This window comes from Rosistilla oblonga, assembly GCF_007751715.1.
GTDB classification, from domain to species: Bacteria; Planctomycetota; Planctomycetia; order Pirellulales; family Pirellulaceae; genus Rosistilla; species Rosistilla oblonga.
On record NZ_CP036292.1, the window covers coordinates 1,151,951 to 1,177,008 of the forward strand.

The following is a 25,058-nucleotide window of genomic DNA, read 5'->3' on the forward strand; positions in this document are numbered from 1 at the left end:
GTAGTGACTGGAGAGGGCCCGCCGGTCGTGGTCAATGGCTCCGTTTGTCGATCATATCGGCCAGAAGTGCGAAAAACGTTGTGTTCATTCCAAACAGCAACAGCATCAACGTCTTCTCGGTCAGATCGCCTAAGAAGAATACGTCATAACCGAGCGAGATGGTGAATCCGGCGAGCATTAACGCGCAGAACGGTCCCAGCACGCGCAGCGGTGCGAAATACATCCCCATCCGCATGATCAATTGCACAAATCGCAGCGTGTCGCGGATCGGTTTGATCTTCGATTGGCCGATCCGGTGTGCGTAACTGATCGGTTCGTAATGAACGCTGTGCCCGTTGGTCATGAAGGCCAGCGTGCTGGTCGTGGTGAAGCTGAAGCCGTCGGAATACATGTGGATGAACTTCTCCGCCGTCTCCTTTCTGAAGACGCGCAAACCCGAGTTCAGGTCGGGGATCTTGCGGTTCGCGATCCACGACGCGTATCCCTTCAGGAAGAACTTGGGGATGCTGCGGATCTTGGAGTAATGGACGTCTTTGCCGGTTCGCGAGCCGACGACCATGTCGTAGTTCTCGGCGAGTTTCACGAGTTCGCCGATCCGTTGGTTCGGATAGGTTCCGTCGGCGTCGGTGATCACGATCAGCGGAGCCGACGCGTGGCGGATCCCCGTTTTTAGGGCCGCACCGTAGCCGCGGTTTTCGGGATGGGTGAGCACCACGATGTCGGGATACGATTGTTTGATCTGTTGCAGCTTTTCCGCCGTGCCGTCAGTCGATCCGTCGTCGACGACGATCATCTCGACGCGTTGCGGGCCGATCAGCATGTGCCGCAACTGGACGATCGCATCGGGCAACGCACCGGCTTCGTTGTAGCAGGGGACGATCACCGAGTAGTGCGGTCGCTGTGGCGGCAGAGATTCTTCGGTCGCTCCCCCCTGCTCTACTTCTTGCGTGATCAACGTCGTCAGGAATTCGGGGAACGTCGGTTCGGTTTGCATCGCGTAGGCAACCCAAGGAGTCATCGGACAGTTTGGCGGCAAGCGGATTTGCTTTTTTGATGTGCCGCGCCGGTGGCCGCTGCAAAAAAGCAGGGCCTAGTCTGTCCATACAACTTCCGCGTGGGTGAATGCAAGTTCATCCTGCGGTGATAGCAAAGGAACTCCCATGCCTCGTCGGGCACGGATTGCAGATGGTCGCCTTTCGCTCCGCGAAAGTGCGCCACACGCACCGCACTTTCGCGGAGCGAAAGGCGACCATGGCGATACTCGAACGACGCTGTTGCGAGTGTTGTTGTGGGATGCGATTCCCTTACGCTTCGTCAGTCGGTGGGGGCTCGGGCGTTGGGCTGGCCAGGACGTAATAAAAGACGGGAGTCAGGAAGATCCCGAAGAAGGTCACGCCTAACATTCCTGAGAAGACGGCGATACCAAGCGTCGATCGCATCTCCGCTCCAGCACCGCTGGCCAGGGCCAACGGGACAACGCCCAGGATAAAGGCGAGCGAGGTCATGATGATCGGCCGCAAACGCAGGCGGCACGCTTGGATCGTGGCGTCGAATTTACTCAATCCCGCCATCTGCTGCTCCTTGGCAAATTCAACGATCAAGATCGCGTTTTTACTAGCCAGACCGACCAGGACGATAAAACCAATCTGAACAAAGATGTTGATGTCGCGGCCGGTCAGCGCGATCCCGATCACTGCACACAGCAAACACATCGGGACGACCAACACAACGGCCAGCGGCAGCTTCAGGCTCTCGTATTGAGCCGCGAGGACCAGGAAGACGAGGACGACGGCGAGGGCGAAGACGATTAGCGCCGTGTTGCCCGCTTGGATCTGCAGGAAGGTGAGTTCGGTCCACTGGGTGTCAAAGCCAAACGGCAGGGTCTCGGCGACCACTTTCTCGACGATCTTGATCGTATCGCCGGAGCTGACGCCGGGCATCGCGACGCCATTGATCGCGGTGGCGGTGAATCCGTTGTAACGCATCACGGCGGCGGGGCCGGTCGTGTCTTCGACGCGAACCAGCGTTCCCAGCGGCACCATTTGTCCCGACTGGCTGCGAACGTACAGTTGCGTGATTTGATCGGGAGTCAATCGGTACAGCGGATCGGCTTGCAGATTGACCTGCCAGGTGCGGCCGAAGGCGTTGAAGTCGTTGACGTAATATCCGCCCAGATAGGTTTGCAGCGTCGTGAAGACTTCGCTGAGCGAGACGTTCATCGATTTGCACTTTTCGCGATCGACGTCGATAAACATCTGCGGCGTGTTGGCCCGGAAGCCGCTTCGCATGCCGAGGATCGTCGGCTCGCTGGAGCCTTTTATCGACAGCTGGGTCGTCGCTTTCTCCAGTTCGGTCAGCCCCAGTTGGCCGATATCGCGGACGATGATTTTGAAACCGCCGCCGCTGCCCAAGCCGTCGACTGGCGGCGGTCCAAAGACTGAAACGCGGGCGTCGAGAATTTCGGTGGCGGCGAGCTTGCGGATCCGAGTCGCGATCTGTTCGGAATAGAGCGACGCTCCCTCGCGATCGTGGAACGGATCCAGCAGGACGAAGATCGACGCGAAGTTCGATCCCACGGCATTCTGGACGATCGATTGGCCGACAATTTCCAGGGTATGGTTGATCCCGGCCAGGCCTTCGGTCTCCTCGCCTGGAACTTCGCCTTCCGCATGCGACTCTTTCCCCGTCTTGTCAGCCTGCACGCGTTGGCTCAGTAGTTCGCTGTTGCCGCTGCGTTCACCGAGCATGATGCGGCTGAGTTGCTTCACGACTTCTTCGCTGCGTTCCAGCGAAGCGGAATCGGGCAGTTGCACGTCGACAAGCAGATAGCCTTTGTCCTGAGCCGGAACAAAGCCGGTGGGAACCGTGGTCATCCCTTTATAGGTTCCCCACAGCAGGCCGGCGTAGACGACCAGCACCACGACCGAAAGTCGCAGCAACCAACCGGCGGACCGAGCGTAAGCGTCGGACATGGTGCCGAAGAAACGGTTGAACAGGTCGAAGAACCATCCGAACAGAAAATTGAGCACGCGGGTCAGCGGATCGCGCTGTTCCGATTTAGGACGCAGCAGCAATGCGCTCAACGCGGGGCTGAGGGTTAGCGAGTTGATGGCGCTGAAGAAGGTGGACACAGCGATCGTCGCGGCGAACTGCTGAAAGAACTGGCCGGTGATTCCCGTGATGAACAGGCAAGGGATGAAGACGCACATCAGAACCAACGAGATCGCGATGATCGGCGTCGTCACCTCGTGCATCGCTTGTTGCGCCGCTTCGACAGGCGTCGCGCCATGCTCCAGCTTGTGTTCGATCGCTTCGACGACCACGATCGCGTCGTCGACCACGATTCCGATCGCGAGGACCAGTCCGAACAGCGAGAGGTTGTTGAGGCTGAATCCGATGCCGGCCATGACGGCAAAGGTACCGATGATCGCGACTGGAACGGCGATCAGCGGAATGATCGCCGCTCGCCACGATTGCAGGAACAGCATCACAACGACGGCGACCAACAGGATCGCATCGCGCAGCGACTTGAAGACTTCGAAGATCGATTCGGAGATAAAGGGCGTGGTGTCGTAGCTGATCGAATATTCGATGCCCGCCGGGAACCGCTGCCGCAATTCATTCATCTTGGCGCGGACGGCATCGGCGGTGTCCAACGCGTTGGATCCCGGCAGTTGATAGATCATCAGTCCCGATGCCGGTACGCCATCGAGATTACACATCGTGTCTTCGAAGCCGGCGCCAAAGTCGATTCCGCCGAACTGCTTGCCGCTGTCGTCGGTTCGTCTTTCGGTGACGACATCGCTAAGTCGGACGATCTGGCCGTCCTCGCCCGTCTTGATCACGATCGCTGAAAACTGTTCCGGCGACGTGAGCCGCCCCAGCGTCTTTAATGTGTATTGAAAGTCCAGGCCTTGGGGAACCGGCGGCCGTCCCAGGGATCCGGCGGCAACTTGGACGTTCTGTTCTTGCAGCGCTGATATCACGTCTCTGGCCGTCAAACCTAAGACCGTCATGCGGCTGGGATCTAGCCAGACTCGCATGCTGTAATCGCGTTGGCCGATGATCGTGATGTTGCCGACGCCGTTGATCCGGGCCAGTTCATCTTTGATCCGGATCGTGGCATAGTTGCTCAAATACAACTGGTCTCGCGACTGGTCGGGCGAAAACAGGTTCACCGCAAGCAGCGCGTTGGAGGAGGCTTTTACCACCGAAACGCCGTTGCTTTTGACCTCGGCTGGCAGGACGGGCGTGGCCAGGTTGACGCGGTTCTGCACCAACACCTGAGCCATGTCGAGATCGGTGCCGACGGCAAACGTGACGGTCAACGAGTAGCCGCCATCGTTGGTCGATTGGCTGGACATATACAGCATGTTTTCGACGCCGGTCACCTGCTGCTCGATCGGCGCGGCGACGGTATCGGCCACAACTTCGCTGCTCGCTCCCGGGTATTTCGTCGTCACCAAAACCGATGGCGGCGTGATCTCGGGGTATTGAGCAATCGGCAGCGTCCAGACGAAGATGCTGCCCGCCAAGACGATCAGGACCGAGATGACACAGGCGAAGATGGGGCGCGTGATGAAAAATTGCGACATCGAGTTCTAGCCGTACAGAGTTTGGGTGGGATCGGATCGTAACAACCGGGACGCTATTTCGCCTGCGGTGTTGGATCGACGGTCATGCCGGGTTGGATCAATTGCAGTCCCGCGACCACGACCGATTCGTTGGGCTTGATTCCCGATAGCACGACGCGCTGGTTTCCCTTGCGGTCCCCCAGCGTCACCGTCCGGTGTTCGACTTTGTTTTCCGAATTCACGACGTAGACAAAGTTGGTCGCTTGGTCGGTTCCAACCGCGGTGTCGTGAATCAGGATCGCATCATGGGGATCCGAAACTGGAATCTTCACGCGGACAAACATCCCCGGTTTCAGCAAACCGTCTTTGTTGGGGAACAGTCCCCGCAGCTGCGACGTGCCTGTCTGTTGGTCGATCTTGATCTCGGCGTAGTCCAGCACACCCTCGTGCGGGAAGTCGTTTTCGTCTTGCAGTTGCAGGTAGCACGGAATCTTCAAGTCCGCCAATGTGTTGGCCTCCTTGAAGCCGTCGCCACCCATTTCGCGTTGGCGACGCATGACGCGCAAGCGAACGTTTTCATCGATGTTGACGACGGCTTTGATCGGTTGATCGCTGACGACTGTCGTCAAATGCGTCCCGCCAACGAAGCCGCCGGTGACGTAGTTGCCATCGTCCAGCAAAGCGCGGTCGACGCGGCCGGTGATCGGCGACGTGATTTTTGTGTAGCCGACATCTAGCTTAACGCGGGCGGCATCCGCATTGGCCGCCTTCAGCTGGGCTTGGGCTTCGGCAACCGTGGCTTGATCCTGATCGTATTCCTCGCGCGATACCGCGTTGTTGGCCAGCAGTTCTTTCGATCGCCCGAACGTCTTCTCAGCAACGTCCAGTTTGGCTTGGGCGACGTCGATTTGAGCCAACGCTTGGTTGTAGATCGCGTCGTATTCGTCCGGTTCGATCGTGAACAGCAAGTCCCCTTCTTTGACTCGCTGGCCGTCCTCGAAATGAGTCGACCGCAGGAACCCCGAAACCCGCGACTGGATGTTGACGCTTTTATCAGCAGCCAACCGCCCGACCAATTCGACATAATCGGTGACGGAAGTTTCTTCGGCCGCCATGACGGTCACTTTCTGCACCGGGCGTTCCGAGGCGGATGGTTGGCTGCCCGAGTCGCCACATCCGACGGCGAGACAACAAACCAGAGCAACCCCAAGGGCTGGGTACGAGTAGCTATGGAGCATGATTGGACGTTTCCCCAGAGATCAGCGAAGCGGGTGTCGGACGCAAGGGTGAATGGAATTCTTAACAGGCACGGCGGCGAGACGAAAGACGTACCGCGCCGTTGGCGGTGCTAACCAAATGGTTTGAACCAGACCGGATTTGCGCGATTCTCCGGCTTACGTAAAGTCGTGGCGCGTTGAGGGCGGCGGAGATACCACTCGCCGCCATTGGAATCGTGCAGCTCCACCGTCCCCACAATCACACCTCTCGGCAGATCATCGCAGGCGACATCGGTGATTCCGTAATCGTCCATCCATTCCGCTTCGTCGTTAGCGTCGTACCGCCCCAGGCCCGCATAGATATAGATTCGCTCGCGGATCTTGGTCGCGGAGCTGCGGTATTCGATCTGCTTGATGCCACGCATGATCGCTTCGGCGTGCGGCTGGCGAATGCTGAGTGCTCGTGTCGGTTGGCTCATGCCGATTTGTCTCCTCGAACTGTACGAGTGTGGCTGGGTTGGTTCCTGTGGGGGTAAGTGTAGTGGCTGAATGTGCGGCGTGCTGCTTCGTTGTGAATTACTCGGGCTCTGTTGCGGTTGGCGGCGCGGTGGGAGCGAGCGGCAGCACGATCGACAGCGTCGGAACGCGGTCGTGGATGTCGTCAAACGTGGAAAGAGTTAACGCGATTGGTAGACCGGTTTTCCATCGATCCACGTTGAGATGACTTGAGTCTCGCGAATCTGATCGTCGCTGCAGGTCAGCAGGTCGGTATCGACGATGACGAAATCGGCTCGCTTGCCCGGTTCAAGCGAGCCCGTCTCGTGTTCGTTCCGCATCATCCAAGCATTGTTGATCGTGTAGAAGCGAATCATCTGCTGTCGCGAAATCGCCTGTTCTGCGTGGATTGGCTTGTCGTGCCAACGAGCGGTTCGCGTGACGGCGATCCACATGCCAAGAAACGGGTTGTAGGGATTCACGCTCCGCAGCGATCCGATCTTCTGCATGTGGTCGCTGCCGCCACCAGCCTTCACGCCCGCATCGAACAGGCTGCGCAGCGGGATGAAGTATTTCAGTCGCGGTTCACCGAACTGAGCGACCAAAGTGCGGGCGTCTAAGTACAGCCAGGCGGGTTGCAAGTCGACGCCGATCCCAATCTTCGCCGCGGTGTCGATCGAGCGTTTGCTCATGAAGCTCGAATGCGTCAGCGTCGATCGCGTGGGACCGACGGGAATTTCGGCGTTCACCTTCTCAAACGCATCGACCAACGCATCGACAGCGGCGTCTCCCTGGCAGTGGGCGGTGAAGGCGAGGTTGCGTTGAACGCAACTGCGGACAAGCGATTCGAGTCGCTGGTGATCGATGTATTGCATGCCCCGGTAGTGCGGGTCGTCGATGCCGTAGATCGTGCTGATGCCCCACGGTTGATTGAAGTACGCGCTGCCGGTCAGCATGCCGCCATCTTCAAAAACTTTCACGCCGATCACGCCAAGTCTCGGATCGGGGCCAGCGAAATAAGGATCGGCAGCGATCGTGTCCAATTTCTTTTCAATCGCCGCGAGGTCGCCGTTTGGATTCAGGCTGCGCGACATCCGCACGCGGATCTGCAAACGATCCGATTTCAGCAGGCGGGCATACTGGGCTCGCGCCGAATCGTTGCAATTGCGATCGATAATGCCTGTGATGCCCCAGCGGTTGTAATCGTCCAGCAGCATTTTCAGACGGTCGTCGCGTTCGGCTTCGGTCAGCTTTTTCGCGGATCGATTCGGACGCGATTTGAAGACCGCGGACGCTTTGCGCAACACGCCGGTCGGTTCGCCCGTGGCCGGATCGACCATCACGTTCTCGGGATGTTTGCGAGCGAATTCCTTGTCGATTCCGTTTTCCTTCAGCCCCAGCGAATTGGTGCTTCCGTCGGGGCCGGTCCGGAAAGAGACGGGATGTTCGGGGGCGGCCGAATCGAGTTCGTCGCGAGTCGGATAGCGTTGCTCTCGCAGGCGTGTGATGAAGACTTGCGAGAGGTGGATCCATTCTCCCTTGGGAACGACTTTGGCCCGACCGCGGACGTAATTTAAGACATCTTCGATCGAATCCATCTGCGGGATTTCGTGATCCGATTCGAAGGTGCTCGCATTGCTAGGGTGGACGTGGGAATCGATCAGGCCGGGCAAAACCATCCGCCCCTGCAATTCGACGATTTGGGTGTCGGGCCCAATCTCTGCTTCGATTTCCGCTGCATCGCCGGTCGCCACGATCCGCCCATCGCGAATCGCCATCGCATCGACGACGCGAAAGGTCTCATCGACAGTAACGATCTTGCCACCGCGGAGCACGAGGTTTGCGGGTTGAGCTAACGCACTGGCGGAGGCGAACAGGCAGCAGGCTATTATGGCGATCGGTCTCATGGCGGGGCTCTGGGGTTAGGTGGGATCGGACGGTGGATCGGTTGGCGGCGCGGCCGAAGCTAGCGGCAGGCCCATCTTTTCGAGACTGGGCAAGTGTTGGCTCCAGTCGATTTGATAAGGTGCATCGATTGGGCGTTCGCCGTCGTGCAGGCCGACCGACAGCATCCGGACGCGGTCGTGGCGGACTTGGTGGTCGACCAGCGGCATGTCTTTGTCGCGCGACGACTTCGCTTCTTCGGCGGCTAGTTTTTGTTCTTCCTGCCAGACGCAGGCGATCCTGTGCAGGGCGACGACACGGAACCAGTGCCACGGCTTTTCGACTAACAGATGATCGCGGCACCAGTTCCAGTCGGCGAACCGCTGCAGGTCGGCGGGGCGGATCAGAAAACAGCGGACACATTTTTTGCGGACGAACTGGCGGTCCTCGCAGGTCATGGCAAACAGCCACGTCTGCCGCTCAAACGGTGTCGTCGCCAACAAGCCCGCGATATGCCCCAACGCATCGTTGAGCATTTCAAAACCAAGCGTCCCTTCGGTCTGCAGGATCGGATTGCTGAGTGTCGTTTGATCTGCCAGGTTGTTGATCTCGTCGCGGACGGCGATGTTGTCGTAGAGATCGTTGAGCGTCGTCTTGGGAGCGACGTTGCGAAACAGCAGCACCTGCTTGTCTGAGCTGCCAGTCGCCGGCGATGCATCGTCCACGGGAGTGAGTTGATGCATCTGAAAAATAAAATCGTCCGAATCGCCCGCCTGCATCCGCTGCAGTGCATTGAGTCGTTTGCGAAACAGCAGGAACCAACTGGCGGCAAACCCCGACAGGAACCCTAACGCCTTGCCGAGCAATTCGGGAAACAGACGCTCCCACTGCAACGTCGACAACCAATCAAAAAACATCTGCATCTTGGAAACTCTGCTCGGAAAACCATTGCGGCGGACAAGCGACTCGCGGTATGCGAAAAGAGTTTAGCAGAAGCAGCCCACGGTCGCTGTGTCAGCGAAGCTGTGGGGCTCGGAGAAGCTGTGTTTCGATTGGAGGTATCAGGCGGCACACGCTAGCGCGTACTCGCTGATCTCCTTAGACGCGGACAGAAAACCACCGGTTGGCTCCGCACTGCATCCTGAAAAACTCAGTATTCTGTCCGGCTCTTAGAACTGGATGCTTAGTCGCTGTCTCCGCACCACAGGCCGGAGGCCGACAAATCTAGTGCCGGCGGAGTAAGCCGCCGGTTGCTTGTGTGCGAACAAACCAACAGGCCGGAGGCCGACACACATTCATCGCTCACATGTGCCGGCCTGCGGCCTTGGGGCTTTGGGGCCTTTCGGGACCGGAGGCTTACACCTCCGGCAGTTTTTGTGTCGGCCTCCGGCCTTCGAAGCGGAAAGAAAAACTCTAGTTGGATCGGCACCAAATTTTAAAACGCGGTCGTCTGTGCGACTCCAAGAATAAACCTTTAACAACCCGATCGTTGTTACGGATTAAGGTTTTGCGTCGCTGTTCTGCGCTAGTTGCGATTTGAGGAAGGCGGCGACTTGTTGGCCGAGGAATCGGTTGCCGGGGCCGGTGAAGTGAACGTCGTTGGGGTTCTGCAATTCGGCCAGGCGTGGCGTGATCGCGGTGAAGAGGTCGTCGATCGCAACCGAATGCTCTTTCATGACTTCGGCAGCGGCCGCGTTCCGATCGACCATCGAAGCGGCCGTGAATTTGCCGGGGACGTCGGGAATCGGTGTGCTGCTGGCCCAGACGACAGTGGCGCCGGTCTGCTGCATCCGCTGCACCAGTTGTTCCAGACGCGATTTGTAATCCGCGATTGGTGTCGATCGGTCGTGAATCCCAAAGTTGAAATGGATCAGATCCCACTTGCCATCGCCCAGCCAGATGTCGAGTTTTTTCAGACCTGTCGATGTGGGGCCGCAGTTGGCTGGAGCGCGATGGACGTTGGCGATCCCGGCAAGTTCCTTGCGGACCGTTTCGGTGTAGGCTCGCGAAACCGAGTCGCCGATCAACAGCACCCGCGGCAGCGTGGGATCGTCTTCGACGAAGTCCCACGCGTTGGCTTGACCGGCGATCTTCTGGCGTTGATGGATCGGCAGATAGAAGCCGCCCAGTTCCGACTGCAGCGTCCGTTCCCACGCCTGGCGTGCCGGCGAGAGGGTGGCGACCCAGGCTTGATACTTCGCTTCCAGTTCCGCTTGCTCTTTCGCTTTCTGCGCCGCCGCTTCCTCGGCAGTGGTCGGTTCGGTCTTGTGCGTTGCCGCGGGTTGCGCAAAGACGCACGGAGTGGCGAGACCGAGTAGGACGAGCGAGAGCAAGCTGCGGTACATGATTGGGAACCTGGCAAGGAGTTCGATTTGCAAACCGTAGTACGGTGAGTGGGACGCACTGCTTTAGGGGGTGAGTGTAGCCGAGCGCGGAGCATTCGGCGATCGGCGGCAAGAGCCTCGACGCCCGGGGCGGGGACCGCCGCTTGAAAGCCCGTTGGGAAATGCGACAATAGCGGCATGACACAAAACGCAATGCAACACGCTGTGCGACAGACAAAGATCGAACGGGCCAGGCGAATGACCTTGGACGAGCGGTTGGCTGCTGGTGCTCAGCTGTACGCTCAACAATGTGAACTCGTGGCGGATTTGATTGCCGGGCTCCACCCTGATTGGACCACCGACCAGGTTCGCGATGAAATGAAGCGTCGTTGGAAAGTTGCCCGCGAACGAGATGCTAAGAGGTTGTATCGTTCTGGCGGTGTCGAGATGCAGGACGAACGGTCGTGACTCAGGACGATGGGAATCGGGCCGTTGCGTTGGTCGTAGCTCTGCTGAATCGGATTGCATTGCCCTACATGCTGGTCGGTTCGTATTCCAGCAACGTCTACGGTATACCGCGTGCGACTGCTGATGCCGATTTTGTGTTGGAGTTTGGGGGCAATGCTATGGACTCCCTGCAACAGGAACTCGGTAGCGACTTTCGACTGGATTCGCAAACTGAATTTGAATTGATTACTGGGACGACCCGTCGCGTCCTGTACTATTTGCCGCGTGATTTCACGATTGAGCTTTTTCAACTCAGTCAAGATCCTTTCGATCAATCACGGTTTCAAAGACGTGTTGCGGTTCAGTCATCACTTCTGGCTGGAGTAGTTTGGTTGCCGACGGCGGAAGATGTCGTTGTGCAGAAGCTACGTTGGGGGCGCCGGCAAGATTTGTCGGATGTGAGCGACGTGTTGGCGATTCAAGGTGAGACGCTTGATTGGCGTTACATCTCGCGTTGGACTGACGATCACGGCACGAGCGATATGTTGGAAAGAATCCGCAGCGAGTTGTAATCGGTGTGCCACATGCCGCTTAGGCGGCAAAAGCCTCAACGCCCGGGGCGGGGTTAGCCGCGGCCGGGGGTGAAGGGAGCGAGGTCGACTTGCGTGGGACGGCCTAGCATCAGGTTCGCGAGTTCCGTCGCGGTGGCGCATGAAAGGTGCAGGCCCGAGCGGTAGTGGCCGGCGGCGACAAAGGCGTTGGAAAGGTTGGGCAGTTTGCCGATGTAGGGGAAACCATCGAACGAACCCGGCCGCAATCCGCTCCACGATCGCACGATCGGTTGCTGGGCCAACAGCGGCAGCATCCCTTCGGCCCAGTCGCGCAGCGAGTCGAGCACTTCGGGGGTCGTGCTCTGGTCAAAACCAACCTCCTCTTCATTCGATCCGACCAGGATGTGCCCGTCCAAGCGAGGCACAAGGTAGCGATTCCCCTCGTTCACGATCCGGTTGAGGATCTGATGCGGTAACTTATATAAGAGGACTTGGCCGCGGACCGGCAGCAGCCCGCTGGGGACCGACAATTGTTCCAGCAGCATCTGGCTCCAGGCTCCCGTCGTCAGGCAGTATTGGCCGGCGGTCAATTCACCCGCCGTGGTCTGCAAGGCTTCGATGCGGTCGGCTTGGGTTTGGAAGCCGGTCAGTTCGCACGATTCGGTGATCGTCACGTTTTGTTGCAGGCAGGCGGCGCGGAGTGCTGCCAGATGATCGGGGCTGCGGATCGCCGCTTCGCCGGGCAGGGACCAAGCGGATTGAAGGCGATCGGATTGGGAGAGGTCTGCCAGGGCGGGTTCGAGTTCGACGAGCGCCGCGGGAGTCAGCGGGATCGCATCGATATCGTATTCGCTCCAGTAGTCGGCTTGTCCGAGCAACGCCGCTTGTTCGCCTCGCGACATCGCCAGATAGATTCCGCCACACAAGCGGTAGCCGCTGTCGATGCCTGTCTGTTCGAGCAGTTCGGCAGCCCATTGCGGATGCAGTTGGTGGCTGAGTGCGCGCAGACGTTCGATCGGGTCCAGTGCGGTTTGAGGATTGGCCGGCGGCAAGATGCCGACACCGGCCCACGACGTGCCGCGGCCTGTCTGTTGGCGGTCGATGACTTGGATCCGTTGGCCTGCTTTGGCCAAGACCCAGGCCAGGCTCAGCCCGATCACGCCTCCGCCGACAACGATACAATCTGGCTTTTGCAACGATTCAACTTTCTGTGGTTGGGGTGTTTAATACACGCTCGATCGCCGCTCGCAAGTTGTCGCTGGCTGGATCGCTGGGCAGGCGGCGAAGCAGGTCGTCGAGATCGGACTTGGTGTCGACATCGCGATCGGTTGGCAGCAGGTGCGGCTCGATTTCAAGAGCGTTCAGCGCCGATCGGGTTCGCGCCATCACCTCTTCGGTTCCCCAGGGCATGTCGTCGAACAACGCTCGCAGGGAATTGTGCCACGGTCCGCGGATGCCTAGCAAGTAGTAGCCGCCATCGCCGGAGGGACCGATCGCGACGCGAGAATCTTCCAAGGCGTCAAAGGCTTGTTCGATGCGGTCGGGCGCGACGGTCGGGCAATCGCCGCCGATCACGATCAATCGATCGCGATCGGTTTCTGCGGTGGCGAAGTACCGCATCATGCGTTCGCCGAGGTCGCCGCCCCCCTGCGGCGTGGTCGACCAATTTTCGAACCGGGCAAAGCAGGGGTCGCTTGCCCGGTCGTCGGGACTGACGATCAACAGCCGTTTGTCGCCGCAATGCGCCAGTTTACCGCCGAGATGTTCGACACAAATTCGATAGATCGCCGCGGCTCGGTCGTCGCCTAAATCGCGTGCCAATCGGGTCTTAACGCGGCCGGGTTGCCAATATTTCGTAAACATTCCCAGAGTTCGCATCAGATTTTGGCTCGCGGGTTAGAAGCTGGGGGAGCGAGCGGCTTTGGAGAGCCGTCCAGGAGGCACGGGATCCGCTTATCGGGTTTCCGCCAGTTAGGGGGCGTTTTCTGTAATCGCAGCGAGTTGGCCGGGAAACGTGTGATATTGGGCGGAGCGTGGTATAACATGGTCTTTTGAAGGCCAGCGTTTCTGGTAGTCTAGAAACACTTTATGTCAAGGACGAGTCGTTGACACCGTGCCATTACAGAATTTAGCGATCGGGTTCACAACGGAACCGTGACCTGATTGCTCCAGCTCGGACGCAAGCAAAACGCATGACTGACAGCGGCAAGGGTTCGAAAACGATAACCGCCCAAGCGTTCATCGAGGTCGTTCGCAAGAGCCAGCTCGTCGAGGAAGGTGCGTTTAAACAGACGCTGCGGCACGTGCAAAAAGCTGCTGGCGGCAAGATCCCCAACGACGCGATGGTGATCGCCGAAAGGTTTCTTGTCGAGGGGCGGCTGACCGCTTGGCAGATCGAAAAACTGCTGACCGGCAAATACAAGGGTTTCTTTCTCGGCAAGTTCAAGCTGTTGGGGCACATCGGCAGCGGCGGGATGAGCAGCGTCTATCTGGCCGAGCATACGCGGATGAACGATCTGCGGGCGATCAAGGTGCTGCCGAAGAAGCGGGTCGACGATGCTTCTTATCTGGCTCGCTTTCAATTGGAAGCCAAAGCGATCGCGTCGCTGAATCACGATAATGTCGTTCGCGCTTACGACATCGATAACGATGGCGATCTGCACTACATCGTGATGGAGTACGTTTCGGGAGACGATCTGCAGCAGATGGTCAAACGGAAAGGGCCGCTTTCGTTTGTCAAAGCCGCCAACTACATCGCTCAAGCTGCCCGCGGTCTGCAGCACGCTCATGAACGCGGTTTGATCCACCGCGACGTCAAACCGGCGAACCTGTTGGTCAATAAAGAGGGGACCGTCAAGCTGCTGGATATGGGCTTGGCGTTGCTGGAATCCGAAGACGATCATTCGCTGACGGTCGCCAACAACGAAAACGTTTTGGGAACCGCCGACTATCTGGCTCCCGAGCAGGCCTTGGACAGTCACAAAGTCGACCACCGGGTCGATATCTATGGACTTGGTTGTACGTTCTATTTTCTGTTGACCGGACGCCCTCCATTTAATGACGGCACGCTGGCCCAGCGGATCATCAAGCATCAAACCGAGATGCCCGAGGAGATCCGCAAGACGCGGCCCGATTGTCCCGGCGAGCTCGATGGCATCTGCACCAAGATGATCCAGAAGGAAGCCAAGTATCGCTACAAAGATGCCGCGGCGGTCGCCGAGGTTTTGGAAGCTTGGTTGGCGAGGACCAAACAGTTGTCGGCGGCACGCGCCGGCGGGGGCGGTTTTGATTCGGGGATCGGTTCGGGATCGGACATCGATCTGGCGGGCTCCGATTTTGCTCGCGGTTCGGATATCGGGATCGGTTCATCGTCCGACGAAACACTCAGCAACAAACAGGGAGACACGCACGGTGGCGGATCGGGCGCTGGTTTCAGCGGTCTGTCGCCATCGGACAGCGGTCGGTTGATCAAACCGAGCAATACGCGCAGCTCGATCGAAAAGCGACGCTCCAGCAGTCGGTCGCCGGGGAGTTCGATCGCCGGCAGTTCGATCGACCTGCAGCGGGAATCGGGATACGCGTCTCGGCTGCGTCCGGGGGCTTCGCCATCGGCGGCGGCAGCTGCGGAAGCTGCCAGCCAGCCCAATAAACGCAAAGCCGTTCCGGTGCCGGGAACCGCTGCGGCCGGTTCGCCGTCGAAATCGTCGACGATCGCGATGGCTCACTCGATCGGTGAATCGCATCCCGGGCTGCATAGCAGTCGTCAGAAGAAGGATCGGATTCGCAAGATCCTGGGCGTCCTGTTGCTTGTCGGCGGGATCGTCTTGGGCTTTCTGGCCGCGCGATTGTTTGCCCCCGCGGCTAGCGGGAACGGCTCCTCTGTGGTCGCGGAGCAATTGTATTCATAACTCTTGCCAAGTAGCGTGTTGATTTGCTGCTGCCTCAAATTCGCAGCCTGCCACGCGTCGCCGTCTCTCGCTCGATCCGACCGCACTCTGTTTTGTGTTTGTGAAACGGCAGGCGAGAAAAGCGAAGCTTCGCTGTGGGAAGGGCTCTCCCCCTGTGCATCGATTCAATTATCTTTTAGGACGCCTGGGTCCTACCTGCCACGTCGCGACCGTGCGTCGGATGGTCGCCAATCTTTGACTTCGAGAATTCTGTCCATGGTTTCCGTGATCGTTGAAAAGCCCTACCGTTTTGTTCCTCCGCATCGCGGCGATTGGTGGCCGTCGATGATTCAGAAGTTCAAGCTGTACGAACGGCATCTGCGCGATACCGATGGCGTCGTCGACTACGAACTTCGCAACGTCGACCGCTTGCAGGAATCGCTGCGTCGCGGCGACGGGATCATGATGGCGCCAAACCACTCCCGCTACGCCGATCCGCTGGTCTTGGGATGGTTGGCTAAGCAAGCCAGGACGCATGTGTTTGCGATGGCCAGTTGGCATCTGTTCAACATGGGCAAGTTCAACGCGTTTTCGATTCAGAAGATGGGAGCGTTCAGCGTCTTTCGCGAGGGACTCGACAAGCAGTCGATCGAGACGGCTATCGATATTCTGGTCGAAGCCCGCCGGCCGTTGGTGTTGTTTGCCGAAGGGGCGACGTTCCGGGCAAACGATCGCTTGCAACCGTTGTTGGATGGCGCGTCGTTGATCGCTCGCACCGCAGCTCGCCGCCGCGAAAAGAATTCCCACGGGCGAGTTGTCGTGCATCCGATCGCTATTAAATATGTCTTCCAGGGAGACATCTACGAATGGGCTGACAAGTCGTTGACGGCGATCGAGCAGCGATTGACTTGGGAACCCAATCGTCATCTGCCTTTACGGAAGCGGATTACTCACGTGGCCGATGGGCTGCTGGCACTCAAAGAGGTGCAGTATCTGGGCAGCCCGCAGTCGGGGAACGTGATCCAGCGACAGGAGTATTTGACGAAGGCGTTGTTGCAGCAGGTCGAAAGCAAGTGGAAGGCGAACGCGGGAGATGCCGCCGATGTCGGATCGGTGCTCAATCGGGTCAAGGCGATGCGGTTGCAGATGTTCCCCGAGTTGATCAACGATTCGACAAGCCCGGAGCGGAGGGAGGCGATTCGCAACGATCTCCGCTCGCTCGAATTGGCGCAGCAGTTGGCATCGTTTCCGGTGGGGTATCTGAACGAGCCGCCGGTGACTGTGACTCGGGTGCTGGAGACGCTTGAAAACGTCGAAGAGGCGGTGTTCGGCAAAACTTCGTGGCCGGGACCGCTCAAAGCGATTGTCGATGTGGGAGAGGCGATCGAGGTGCCTGCCGAACGCGCACCGCGCAAACAGGAAGACCCTTTGATGGTCGAAATCGCCCAGCAATTGCAGGGGATGTTGAATCAATTGGCAACCGAGCCGCGGTTGTTGGCAGCTGACGATTGACGTTGGTTTTGCCGCTGATTTACAGCGCCGCGTCGATCGCGGCGGCCGATTGGTCGAAGCTGTCGCGGGTTTTGTCTGAAAGTACCTGGATCGATAGGATGCAGACCCCCAGGATCATCGCGAGCATGATCGCGTATTCGACGGACGTCGGGCCGTCCTCCTCCCGGTGGAACGCAACGATTTCCGATATCAGTTTGACTCTATTCATGGTTTATTCTGTGAGCTGAAGGCGTCGGGCAGAAGGGTGATTGCGGACATCTCTCCAGAAGAAGTCTAGGACCGATTTGAGCTCTGGCCCAGAATAACTATGATAGGGCGGTGCAAACGTCGCGAACTTTGTTGCGACCCCGCCGGATATGAGTGAACCAAGGACTGTGACGTTCGTAGGGAATTTGATAACTTGCGGTTTACAGATCCCTCAATCAGCGGGCTCGCTGGCTCGTTACCCTATTTCGGTACATGCCGACAATGTTTGGTCCGGTCTTCAATCGGGAAGCCATCTTGGCTCCCAAACGAACAAAAACCTATCTGGCTCGCAGCCTCTACGCCCTCGGTTTCTTTCTGCTGCTGTCGACTGGATACCTCGTTTTAGCGGGGAACCGGCCCCTGCAGACCGCTGGCGATTCGGCTCGTTTCGGCGGCTGGATGTTCGCCCTGCTGGTTCCGTTGCAGTTGATTATCGTTACGTTTCAGGCGGCGATCGGATCGGCCAGTAACATCGCTCAGGAAAAAGATCGACGGACGCTGATCCTGCTGCTGTTGTCGCGTTTGACAGGATTTGAGCTGGTGGTCGGGAAATTGGCGGCCAGTTTGATCCCCGTCGTTCAGTCGCTGGCCGCGGGGGTGCCGTTGTTTTTGGCGATCGTTTGCCTCGGCGGGGTTTCGCTGTCGCAGTTCGCGGGAGCCTATGGTGTGACGTGCGCCACCGCTCTGTTGGCGGCTTCGATCGGCGTCGTGATCGCGCTCTGGCGGGAAAAGACTTTCCAAACCATCGCCGTCACGCTGCTTGCGATCGCGTTGTGGGTGGCGGCTTGGGAGGTCGCTGCTTCGGGCAGCATCCCGATGGTCCCCGAATGGTTGCCCGCGTATGCAAGTCCGGTGCAAGCGCTGCAGTCGGCGATCGCGCCGATCAGTTTGCGGCCGACAGCGATTCCGGTGACGCTGGGGTTCGGCGTCTTTACCTTGGCGATCAGCGCCGCGATTACTGCGCTGGGCGTTTGGAAGATTCGCGTTTGGAATCCGTCGCGAGAAGTTCGCGTGCAAGCCAGCGATGCGACCGAAGAGGCTGCGGAAGAAAAAGAAGCTTCGCTGGCGAGTACTTGGAAGGTTCGCGAAGCGAGAGCGGTCTGGAACAATCCGATCTTGTGGCGTGAAGTCTGCACATGGGCCTACGGCCGCAAGGTGCTTGTCATCCGGTTCGCTTATCTGTTGTTGGTCGCTTTAGCCGCCGCGGCGCTGGCGCAAGTCTTGGCGGGAGGTTTGTCGATCAGCGAACTGCCGCCGGGGACGCTTCCGTTGGCTGCGATCGGCGTCATCAGTCTGGCGATCGTCAACGCGCTGGCTGTTAACTCGGTCACAAGCGAACGCGATGGGTTGGCGTTGGATTTGTTGCTGGCGACCGATATCGAGCCCAAAGAGTTTCTGTTCGGCAAGATCCTGGGCGTCTTGTTTGTCGCCAAAGAGATGGTGGTTCTGCCGCTGGTGTTGGCTGGATACGTTTGGTATTCGGGCGGGCTGTCGGGGCAGAACCTCGTCTTCACGATGATCGCCACCGCGGTGCTGTACCTGTTTGTGATCGTGTTAGGGATTCATTGCGGATTGAATTATGCGAACAGCCGAACGGCGCTGCTGACCAGTTTGGGAACGTTCTTCTTTTTGTGCCTAGGAATCGCGATCTGCATGGTGATCATGGTCAGTTTTCGCGGGGCGTTTCAGTTGCAACTGGCTCCCTTCTTGGCGATCATTCTCGGCGGCGGTGCGGGGTTGTTGGCCTCGTTGGGACGTCGCAATCCATCGCCGGCGATCTCGCTGGCTTCGTTTGGGTTGCCGTTTGCCACCTTCTACGCGATCACGACGTTTCTTTTGCAGCGCGGGCAACTGTGGGTGTTGGTCGCTGTCGGCGTTGGGTACGGATTCGCCACGCTGGCGATGTTGATTCCCGCGCTCAGCGATTTCGACGTCGCCATGGGAAGGTCGCACTCGACGACGGAGGAGTCTGAGTGACCGCGGCGGAAGAGATCCTGCCTTGGCTTCCGGCGATGCTGTTGCTGATTCTTTCGTCCGCTTTTTTCAGCGGAAGCGAAGCCGCTCTCTTTTCGTTGCAGCCGCAGGATCGGCGTCGGCTGAAGGCTCGGAAGGTCGACGGGCCGCGGATCGAGCGGTTGTTGCTGGATCCCGAGCGTCTGCTTTCGGCGGTGCTGTTCTGGAATCTGATCATCAACATGGCCTATTTCGGGATCGTTTCGATCGCCGGAAAGCGTCTCGAATCGATCGGCGAAGCGAGCTTTGCCGTTGGTTTTACGCTGTTCAGCTTGCTGATGATCATCTTCTTCAGCGAGATGCTTCCCAAGAGTCTGGCGGTCAAAAATCCGACCACCTTCGCAGTTTGGGTCGCCCGTCCTCTGGCGATTTCGATCCGCATCGTCAGCCCGGGCCTTCCGCTGCTGAAGTTTGCCAACCGAGTAGCCCAGCGAATCATCTGGCCCGCTTTTCAGCCGGAGCGGGAGTTGGAGATCGAGGACATCGACCGCGCGATCCGCTTGAGCGCTCCCGATGCTGCGTTTGCCGATCGCGAGCGGTTGTTGCTGCGGCGGTTGGTATCGTTGGCGGATGTCCGCGTCGATGAATGGATGCGGCCTCGCAGCGAATATCAGATCCATCAGTTTCCGCTCTCCAGCGAAGCCTTGCAGACGGCTATCGACGAGGGTGGTTATCTGTTTATCGGGGATGGCAGCGAGGATGAGATCAGCGGCGCGATTGCGGTCCGCTGGCTGCGACCGAGCCAGATGGATGATCTGGCGGGGGCGATGGAGGCGCCGTTGATCGTGCCTTGGTCGACCAACGTCGCCAACGTCTTCGACGAACTGTGTCGTGAAAACCGCGACATCGCCGCGGTTGTGAACGAATATGGTGAAATCATCGGGGTGATTTCGATCGATGACGTTTTGGAATCGATGGTGACGCAGCCCGATCTTGCCGCCGGTTCCGACGACAGTTCGCCCGACAGTCCCCCCGAGGTTGCGTTCCCACTGCGGATCGATGGATCGGTGAGCGCGCGGGAGTTGGCGATCTTGTTGAACGTCGAGCCTCCGACGGGCCGGAACGTGACGGTGGCTGGATTGATTCAAACGCTCACCCGGCGGATTCCGCGTCTGGGCGACCTCTGCGATTGGAACGATCATCGGTTGGAGGTGGTCGAGGAGTCGGAGAAGGGGAAGGTTGAGATCGAAGTGACACAAAATAAAGCGGGGGAATCGGGCGCGTGATTTTCTTCCTGTTGTTGTTCGCTTTCGGGATCAGTCTAAGTGCCTTTTTCAGTGGCAGCGAAACCGGTCTATACCGAGTTCCTCGGGTGCGGTTGGTGTTGGATGCGATTTCTGGCCGGCTTGTCTCCAAGGTGCTGCTGTGGTTGGCTAACCATCCGACCGTGTTTGTCGCTACGGTTTTGGTCGGCAACAACATCGCTAACTATTTGACCAGTTTCGCCGTCGTGATGGCGGTCTCGCTGGTGATCAGCAACAACCAATCGGCTGCTGAGTTGTTTGGGACGGTGATGGTGACACCGATTGTGTTTGTGTTTGGCGAATTGTTGCCGAAGTATCTGTTTTTTAATGCACCCTATCGGATGTTAGGCTTCAGCGGTCCGCTGCTGGTCTTGACGACGATCCTGTTCCTGCCGATCACCGGCCTGCTGGTGCTGTTGAATAATTTGTTGAGTGCTTTCAGCGGTCCGGCGCCGTTCCAGTCGCGGCAGAGCATGGCGCGTGGCGAGTTGCAGCAGATGCTTCGGCATGGGCATACGATCGGTTTGCTTAAGCCTAGCCAGCAGCGGACAGCTCAAAATATGTGGCAGGTCGGTGAGCGGCCAGCTAAGGCATTTGCTGTCCCGCCCGATCGATTGGCCCGGATTCCAAGCACCGCCACGCCCGATGAAGCGATCACCGCTGCGCGTCGACAGGGGCATCCATTGATCCTCGTCGAGGATCCCAAGACGCGCCGAACGACCGGATATGTGCGGTATGCCGATCTGGCGTCAGCCGAACTGCCGTTGGTCAACCGGATCCGTCCGGTGGTCCGCGTGAAGCAAGAGGCGAACAACCTGCAAGTCTTGTTCGAGCTGTACGACAAACATTCCGACATCGCCGAACTGATCGATGCCGCCGGCCAAGTCACCGCCCTGGTAACGCTCCGCCAGTTGCAAGAACCCCTGCTCCGTCATTGAGGCCTCGTGGGGATTTTTTCGCCAGAGTGTTTGCTGGTGTTCACTGCACGACTCGTTTCGGTAGCGATCTTTTGGGCCACTTCGTGCGTGGCAGGATCTCGGCGTTGGAGACCTGCAGGGTCGATGTGTGACAAAACGAAAACACCGCCTGCGGGGCAGGCGGTGTCGACGGATTCGTTGGGGATCGAAGCCGTCTAAGGGGTCAGGATAACCTGGAAGCCAACTTCGGTATCAAAGGTCGCCGAAAGGCCGTCGGAGGTTTGTTCGCGACTCAAGGGAACGCCCGCGAAGACGTTGGTTGTTAGATGGTTGCACAGTCCAAACGACAGACCAGCGGTCAGGTTCAACAGATCGATGTGATTGCCAAATGCCGAGCCCATTGCTGGATCTACATCAGTGATCGTCTTGGTGTAGTGAAGCTCGAACAGCGAAGCGACCGAACGCAAATTTCCGCTGTCGTTTGTGTACAAGAACGCACCAAGTTGCCAGTCTAGGTACAGTAGGTTTTGGTCCTGAACCGTATCGGCGTAAGCACCGGCATCGTAGACTTCAGTACCATTGAGATCAAAGTCGAGGGCAGCGTATCCGAGGGTGAAGATATCCTCAGTCAAGAATTTACGGATTCCCAAGTACGGAAGCAAATGTACCGCCGTATTGTAAGCAGTGTCATCGCCTTGGATGTAGTCGCTGCCAGTCGGCAACACGATGGCAAGCCCAGCGGTCAGCGCATCGCCACCGTTTTGTGCAAGCAGGAACTTCGATGTCAACGTGATGTTGCCAAATTCTGTCCCTGTTTGGTTGCCTGTCGGATTGTTGGAGTCGAGACCGTGGGCAAACGGAATGCGCAACTCCAGCGAAGCTTGTTTATCCAAAAAGGTTTTTTCCAGGCCAAACAGGAAACGGTCGACCGAAATATCTTTGTTGCCCGCTGTCGCCAAGGCGTTCTCGAAGTGTCGGTAGTTAAAGAAGACACGATCGGTTGGGACAGGTGAGATACCGTCGCTTACCTTAAAACGCGCGTCGCCACCAGCAACCCGCTGTGATGGATTCGCGATGAGAGAACCGCCGGAGCTGTGCGTTGACAAAAAGAGGTCGCCAAGCATGTTGGGGGTGTCAAGCCCGCCTCCGCCCGCGCTCGCTGCGGATGCCGCAGGAGCGGCGCTGAAGCCGGTCGAAGCGATTCGGGAACTGGGCATCGCCACGTCGTTGGCAAACGATTGTGGAGCAGAATCGACGTCGGGTTGTGGGGATACCACCGAAGAGCCTTCTTCGTCATTCGCTGACGGGAACGGTGTCGTCGGTAGGGTTGTTACACCGTCTGAGATGATCGTATTGGGGTGGCAGTTGGTTGGCGGACAAGGGCAGTTGTCTTGTGCCAAGCCTGTCGCGCTGGTTGCGACTCCGATCGCAAAGGTTGCGATCAGGTTAGCCAGATTTTTTCGTTTTGTATTCATATTGGAGGAATCCTTCTCCAGGCCAGTGGGTATCCAGGTCGGTTGAGATCAGCACATCAATCTCGCGTCGTTCAAGTGGGTAATTCGGTAGTCAGTGTTGTCTGGAAGAGGGGGTGTTCCGCGTTTTGAGGGAAAACGAAGAAATGCTGTTGGGGCGAGGAGGCGCAACAGTGCTAACCGGTAAGGACGACACGCTAAATGGGGCGTTTGTATATGTGTAGTTTTGCTGTGTTTGTGTGTTGTGCAAAAGCTGTGTTCTACGCAAAAACAACTACAAACGACTTGAACACCTGATTGGTCGCGGTATCATCACATTAGGGTGGGGTGGCGACTTGGAGGCGTCGTGGAGTGTTGCTTAGCGTTTTCGCTTCATTCCTAACGAAATCGCTTTTCTTTAATCATTGGATGTCCTTCGTGGTACCGGCTTCGGCATCAACCAAGAAACCCAATCCATTGAAGCTTCTGATGGGACTCCTTATGAATAAAGTGAACTTGCTTATATGTTTAGAGATGCTCTGTGTGGTGTTGGCGTCGCAGAGTGTTTCTAGTGGTGATGCTGGTGATCAAGCGTACAAACTACTTAAAGAAAACTGTCATCGTTGCCATGGTGTTGAGTTTAAGCATGACCGCCTGAATGTATTGGATCGCGATGTCCTGGTCGCGAAACCTGTGACCGATCCCGACGAGGATCCTTACGTCACGCCTGGGGCTCCCGACGCATCGCGGTTATGGCGAGCGATCGTCGATGATCATATGCCGCCCGAAGAACCGCTCTCGGACGAAGACAAGGCGACGATCAAACAATGGATTGAAACGGGAGCCGAATGGACGCTATCGACTGAGCGTTCGTTTGTTAGTGAATACGAGGTGTTGCAAGCCATCTCGAGCGATTTGTTTCAGGTCCGCCGTCAAGAACGTAAGTTTCAGCGGTATTTTTCGCTGACCCATATTCACAATAACCGGAAGGTTCCCGACGAAGATTTGCAGATTTACAAAGCTGCTTTATCCAAGGCATTAAATAGTATGAGTCGGCAATCCGCGATCGCGTTGCCACGCTCGATCAATGATTCGGATACCGTGTTTTGTATTGATCTGCGGGATTACGGTTGGCAAGAGTTTGGGGTGTGGGATGAGCTGCTGGAGCTGTATCCCTATGGTCTAAAGCCGGGTACCGTCGATGGATTGGAGCAATACGAAAAAATCGAAGAGCTATTCGGTGCCGATGGATTTGATGGGGTAACCCATTTTCGCGCCGATTGGTTTGTGACGCATGCTACACGGCCACCGCTGTATCACAAGTTGGCAGATATTCCGGCTACCGAACAGGAGTTGTTGAAACGTGTTAACGTGGACGTTCAGCAAAGTTTTAAGCTAGGCATATCGCGACGCGCTGGGTTGTTCCAGAGTGGAGTGTCCGCCCAGAACCGATTGATTGAATACCATTCGTCTCAAAATGGAACCTTTTGGCTCAGCTACGACTTTCAACGCAATAGCCCCCGCAGCAATCTCGCTCGCTTTCCTCTTGGCCCTAAATTTGAAGGGAACCCGTTTGATTCGGTGGCTTTTGAACACGCCGGGGGCGAAATCATTTGGAATCTCCCCAACGGGCTGCATGCCTACATGCTTGTCGATGCCAAAGGGGAACGGATCGACCGTGGCCCGATCGACATCGTTTGGGACTCGAAAAACGTGGCGGGGACGCCCGAGATCGTCAATGGGATTTCTTGTATCAGTTGCCATCGGCACGGCATGATTCCGATCGACGACTTTGTCCGCAGTGGGAATGCTTTGGAGAGCGCGGAAGCAAGACGCAAGGTTCAGGAACTCTATGCAACCCCCGCGGACCTACTGGCTGCACTCAACGATTCCAAGGTCGCATATTTGAGCAAGCTGAAGGCGGCGGTCGGAACCTATCTGCAGGTAGGTAAGAACAAGGACCGCCCGATCGAGGATTTTGAAGAACCGATCAGCCGTGTGGCGCGACTTTATGATCGCAATTTGGATCTGGAAGCAGCGGCACGAGAATTGGGGTATGAATCGATCACCGATCTGAAAAATCAAGTCTTCAGCGGCGGCCTGTTCTCGCTCGGGTTAGGCCCCTTGGCGATCGAAGGGGGGACAGTTAAACGTGCCGAATGGGAATCGAGGGAGGCTACCGTTTCCGTCTTTCAGCAGGCAGCATCGGAGTTGCGAATCGGCAGCCCATTTAACAATTAAGTGAACTGAAACTCGACACCAGATTTCAATAATTTGCTGTCCGGTTGCGACCGCT

Annotated in this window: 19 protein-coding genes; 8 read left to right on the forward strand and 11 right to left on the reverse strand. The window is 57.7% G+C overall.

Features of this window, described 5'->3' with window-relative positions; all coding sequences use genetic code 11:
• Positions 1-31: 31 nt before the first annotated feature.
• The 7 genes from CA51_RS04075 to CA51_RS25640 form a co-directional block, all read right to left on the reverse strand.
• A complete protein-coding gene (locus tag CA51_RS04075) occupies positions 32-1,018 on the reverse strand; it encodes a glycosyltransferase family 2 protein (RefSeq protein ID WP_197451586.1) in 987 nt (328 codons plus the stop codon).
• A gap of 286 nt (positions 1,019-1,304) precedes the next feature.
• Complete coding sequence (locus CA51_RS04080; protein ID WP_145118034.1) at positions 1,305-4,595, reverse strand: efflux RND transporter permease subunit; 3,291 nt, start codon at positions 4,593-4,595, stop codon at positions 1,305-1,307.
• A 53-nt stretch (positions 4,596-4,648) separates the two neighbouring features.
• Positions 4,649-5,812: an efflux RND transporter periplasmic adaptor subunit gene (locus CA51_RS04085; RefSeq protein WP_145118036.1), complete on the reverse strand. Its 1,164-nt coding sequence runs from the start codon at positions 5,810-5,812 to the stop codon at positions 4,649-4,651.
• A gap of 110 nt (positions 5,813-5,922) precedes the next feature.
• Complete coding sequence (locus CA51_RS04090; protein WP_145118039.1) at positions 5,923-6,270, reverse strand: ASCH domain-containing protein; 348 nt, start codon at positions 6,268-6,270, stop codon at positions 5,923-5,925.
• Between the two features lie 198 nt (positions 6,271-6,468).
• Positions 6,469-8,193 (reverse strand): amidohydrolase, encoded by a 1,725-nt coding sequence (locus CA51_RS04095; RefSeq protein WP_145118042.1) that lies wholly within the window; start codon positions 8,191-8,193, stop codon positions 6,469-6,471.
• Positions 8,194-8,208: 15 nt separating this feature from the next.
• On the reverse strand, positions 8,209-9,093 hold the full coding sequence (locus CA51_RS04100; RefSeq protein ID WP_145118044.1) for a hypothetical protein: 885 nt from the start codon (positions 9,091-9,093) through the stop codon (positions 8,209-8,211).
• A gap of 576 nt (positions 9,094-9,669) precedes the next feature.
• Complete coding sequence (locus CA51_RS25640) at positions 9,670-10,515, reverse strand: SGNH/GDSL hydrolase family protein (RefSeq protein ID WP_197451587.1); 846 nt, start codon at positions 10,513-10,515, stop codon at positions 9,670-9,672.
• A gap of 237 nt (positions 10,516-10,752) precedes the next feature.
• Between CA51_RS25640 and CA51_RS04110 the strand changes: the two genes are divergently transcribed.
• Positions 10,753-10,962 (forward strand): hypothetical protein, encoded by a 210-nt coding sequence (locus tag CA51_RS04110; RefSeq protein ID WP_145118046.1) that lies wholly within the window; start codon positions 10,753-10,755, stop codon positions 10,960-10,962.
• A 59-nt stretch (positions 10,963-11,021) separates the two neighbouring features.
• The gene (locus CA51_RS04115) at positions 11,022-11,513 is read left to right on the forward strand and encodes a hypothetical protein (protein ID WP_145118048.1); all 492 of its coding nucleotides are present in this window, start codon (positions 11,022-11,024) and stop codon (positions 11,511-11,513) included.
• 53 nt (positions 11,514-11,566) lie between these two features.
• On the opposite strand, the gene thiO is transcribed toward CA51_RS04115, so the two are convergent.
• Positions 11,567-12,688, reverse strand: coding sequence for a glycine oxidase ThiO (thiO, locus tag CA51_RS04120; RefSeq protein ID WP_145118050.1), 1,122 nt, complete (start codon positions 12,686-12,688; stop codon positions 11,567-11,569).
• A 4-nt stretch (positions 12,689-12,692) separates the two neighbouring features.
• Complete coding sequence (locus CA51_RS04125; protein ID WP_197451588.1) at positions 12,693-13,355, reverse strand: TIGR04282 family arsenosugar biosynthesis glycosyltransferase; 663 nt, start codon at positions 13,353-13,355, stop codon at positions 12,693-12,695.
• A gap of 329 nt (positions 13,356-13,684) precedes the next feature.
• Between CA51_RS04125 and CA51_RS04130 the strand changes: the two genes are divergently transcribed.
• Positions 13,685-15,400: a serine/threonine protein kinase gene (locus CA51_RS04130; RefSeq protein ID WP_145118054.1), complete on the forward strand. Its 1,716-nt coding sequence runs from the start codon at positions 13,685-13,687 to the stop codon at positions 15,398-15,400.
• A gap of 255 nt (positions 15,401-15,655) precedes the next feature.
• Complete coding sequence (locus tag CA51_RS04135; protein WP_145118056.1) at positions 15,656-16,891, forward strand: 1-acyl-sn-glycerol-3-phosphate acyltransferase; 1,236 nt, start codon at positions 15,656-15,658, stop codon at positions 16,889-16,891.
• Positions 16,892-16,910: 19 nt separating this feature from the next.
• On the opposite strand, the gene CA51_RS04140 is transcribed toward CA51_RS04135, so the two are convergent.
• Positions 16,911-17,099, reverse strand: coding sequence for a Flp family type IVb pilin (locus CA51_RS04140; protein ID WP_145118058.1), 189 nt, complete (start codon positions 17,097-17,099; stop codon positions 16,911-16,913).
• Positions 17,100-17,350: 251 nt separating this feature from the next.
• On the opposite strand from CA51_RS04140, the gene CA51_RS04145 reads away from it, so the two are divergent.
• The 3 genes from CA51_RS04145 to CA51_RS04155 are packed head-to-tail and all read left to right on the forward strand — an operon-like array spanning position 17,351 to position 21,332.
• Complete coding sequence (locus CA51_RS04145; protein ID WP_231745993.1) at positions 17,351-19,114, forward strand: hypothetical protein; 1,764 nt, start codon at positions 17,351-17,353, stop codon at positions 19,112-19,114.
• Positions 19,111-20,376: a CNNM domain-containing protein gene (locus tag CA51_RS04150; protein WP_145118060.1), complete on the forward strand. Its 1,266-nt coding sequence runs from the start codon at positions 19,111-19,113 to the stop codon at positions 20,374-20,376. The genes CA51_RS04145 and CA51_RS04150 overlap by 4 nt, the downstream gene beginning before the upstream one ends.
• On the forward strand, positions 20,373-21,332 hold the full coding sequence (locus tag CA51_RS04155; RefSeq protein WP_145118062.1) for a CNNM domain-containing protein: 960 nt from the start codon (positions 20,373-20,375) through the stop codon (positions 21,330-21,332). Before CA51_RS04150 ends, CA51_RS04155 begins: the two co-directional genes overlap by 4 nt.
• Before the next feature lie 194 nt (positions 21,333-21,526).
• On the opposite strand, the gene CA51_RS04160 is transcribed toward CA51_RS04155, so the two are convergent.
• A complete protein-coding gene (locus CA51_RS04160; protein ID WP_145118064.1) occupies positions 21,527-22,786 on the reverse strand; it encodes a transporter family protein in 1,260 nt (419 codons plus the stop codon).
• 348 nt (positions 22,787-23,134) lie between these two features.
• On the opposite strand from CA51_RS04160, the gene CA51_RS04165 reads away from it, so the two are divergent.
• Positions 23,135-25,003 (forward strand): c-type cytochrome domain-containing protein, encoded by a 1,869-nt coding sequence (locus CA51_RS04165; RefSeq protein WP_231745994.1) that lies wholly within the window; start codon positions 23,135-23,137, stop codon positions 25,001-25,003.
• The last annotated feature ends 55 nt before the right edge of the window (positions 25,004-25,058 follow it).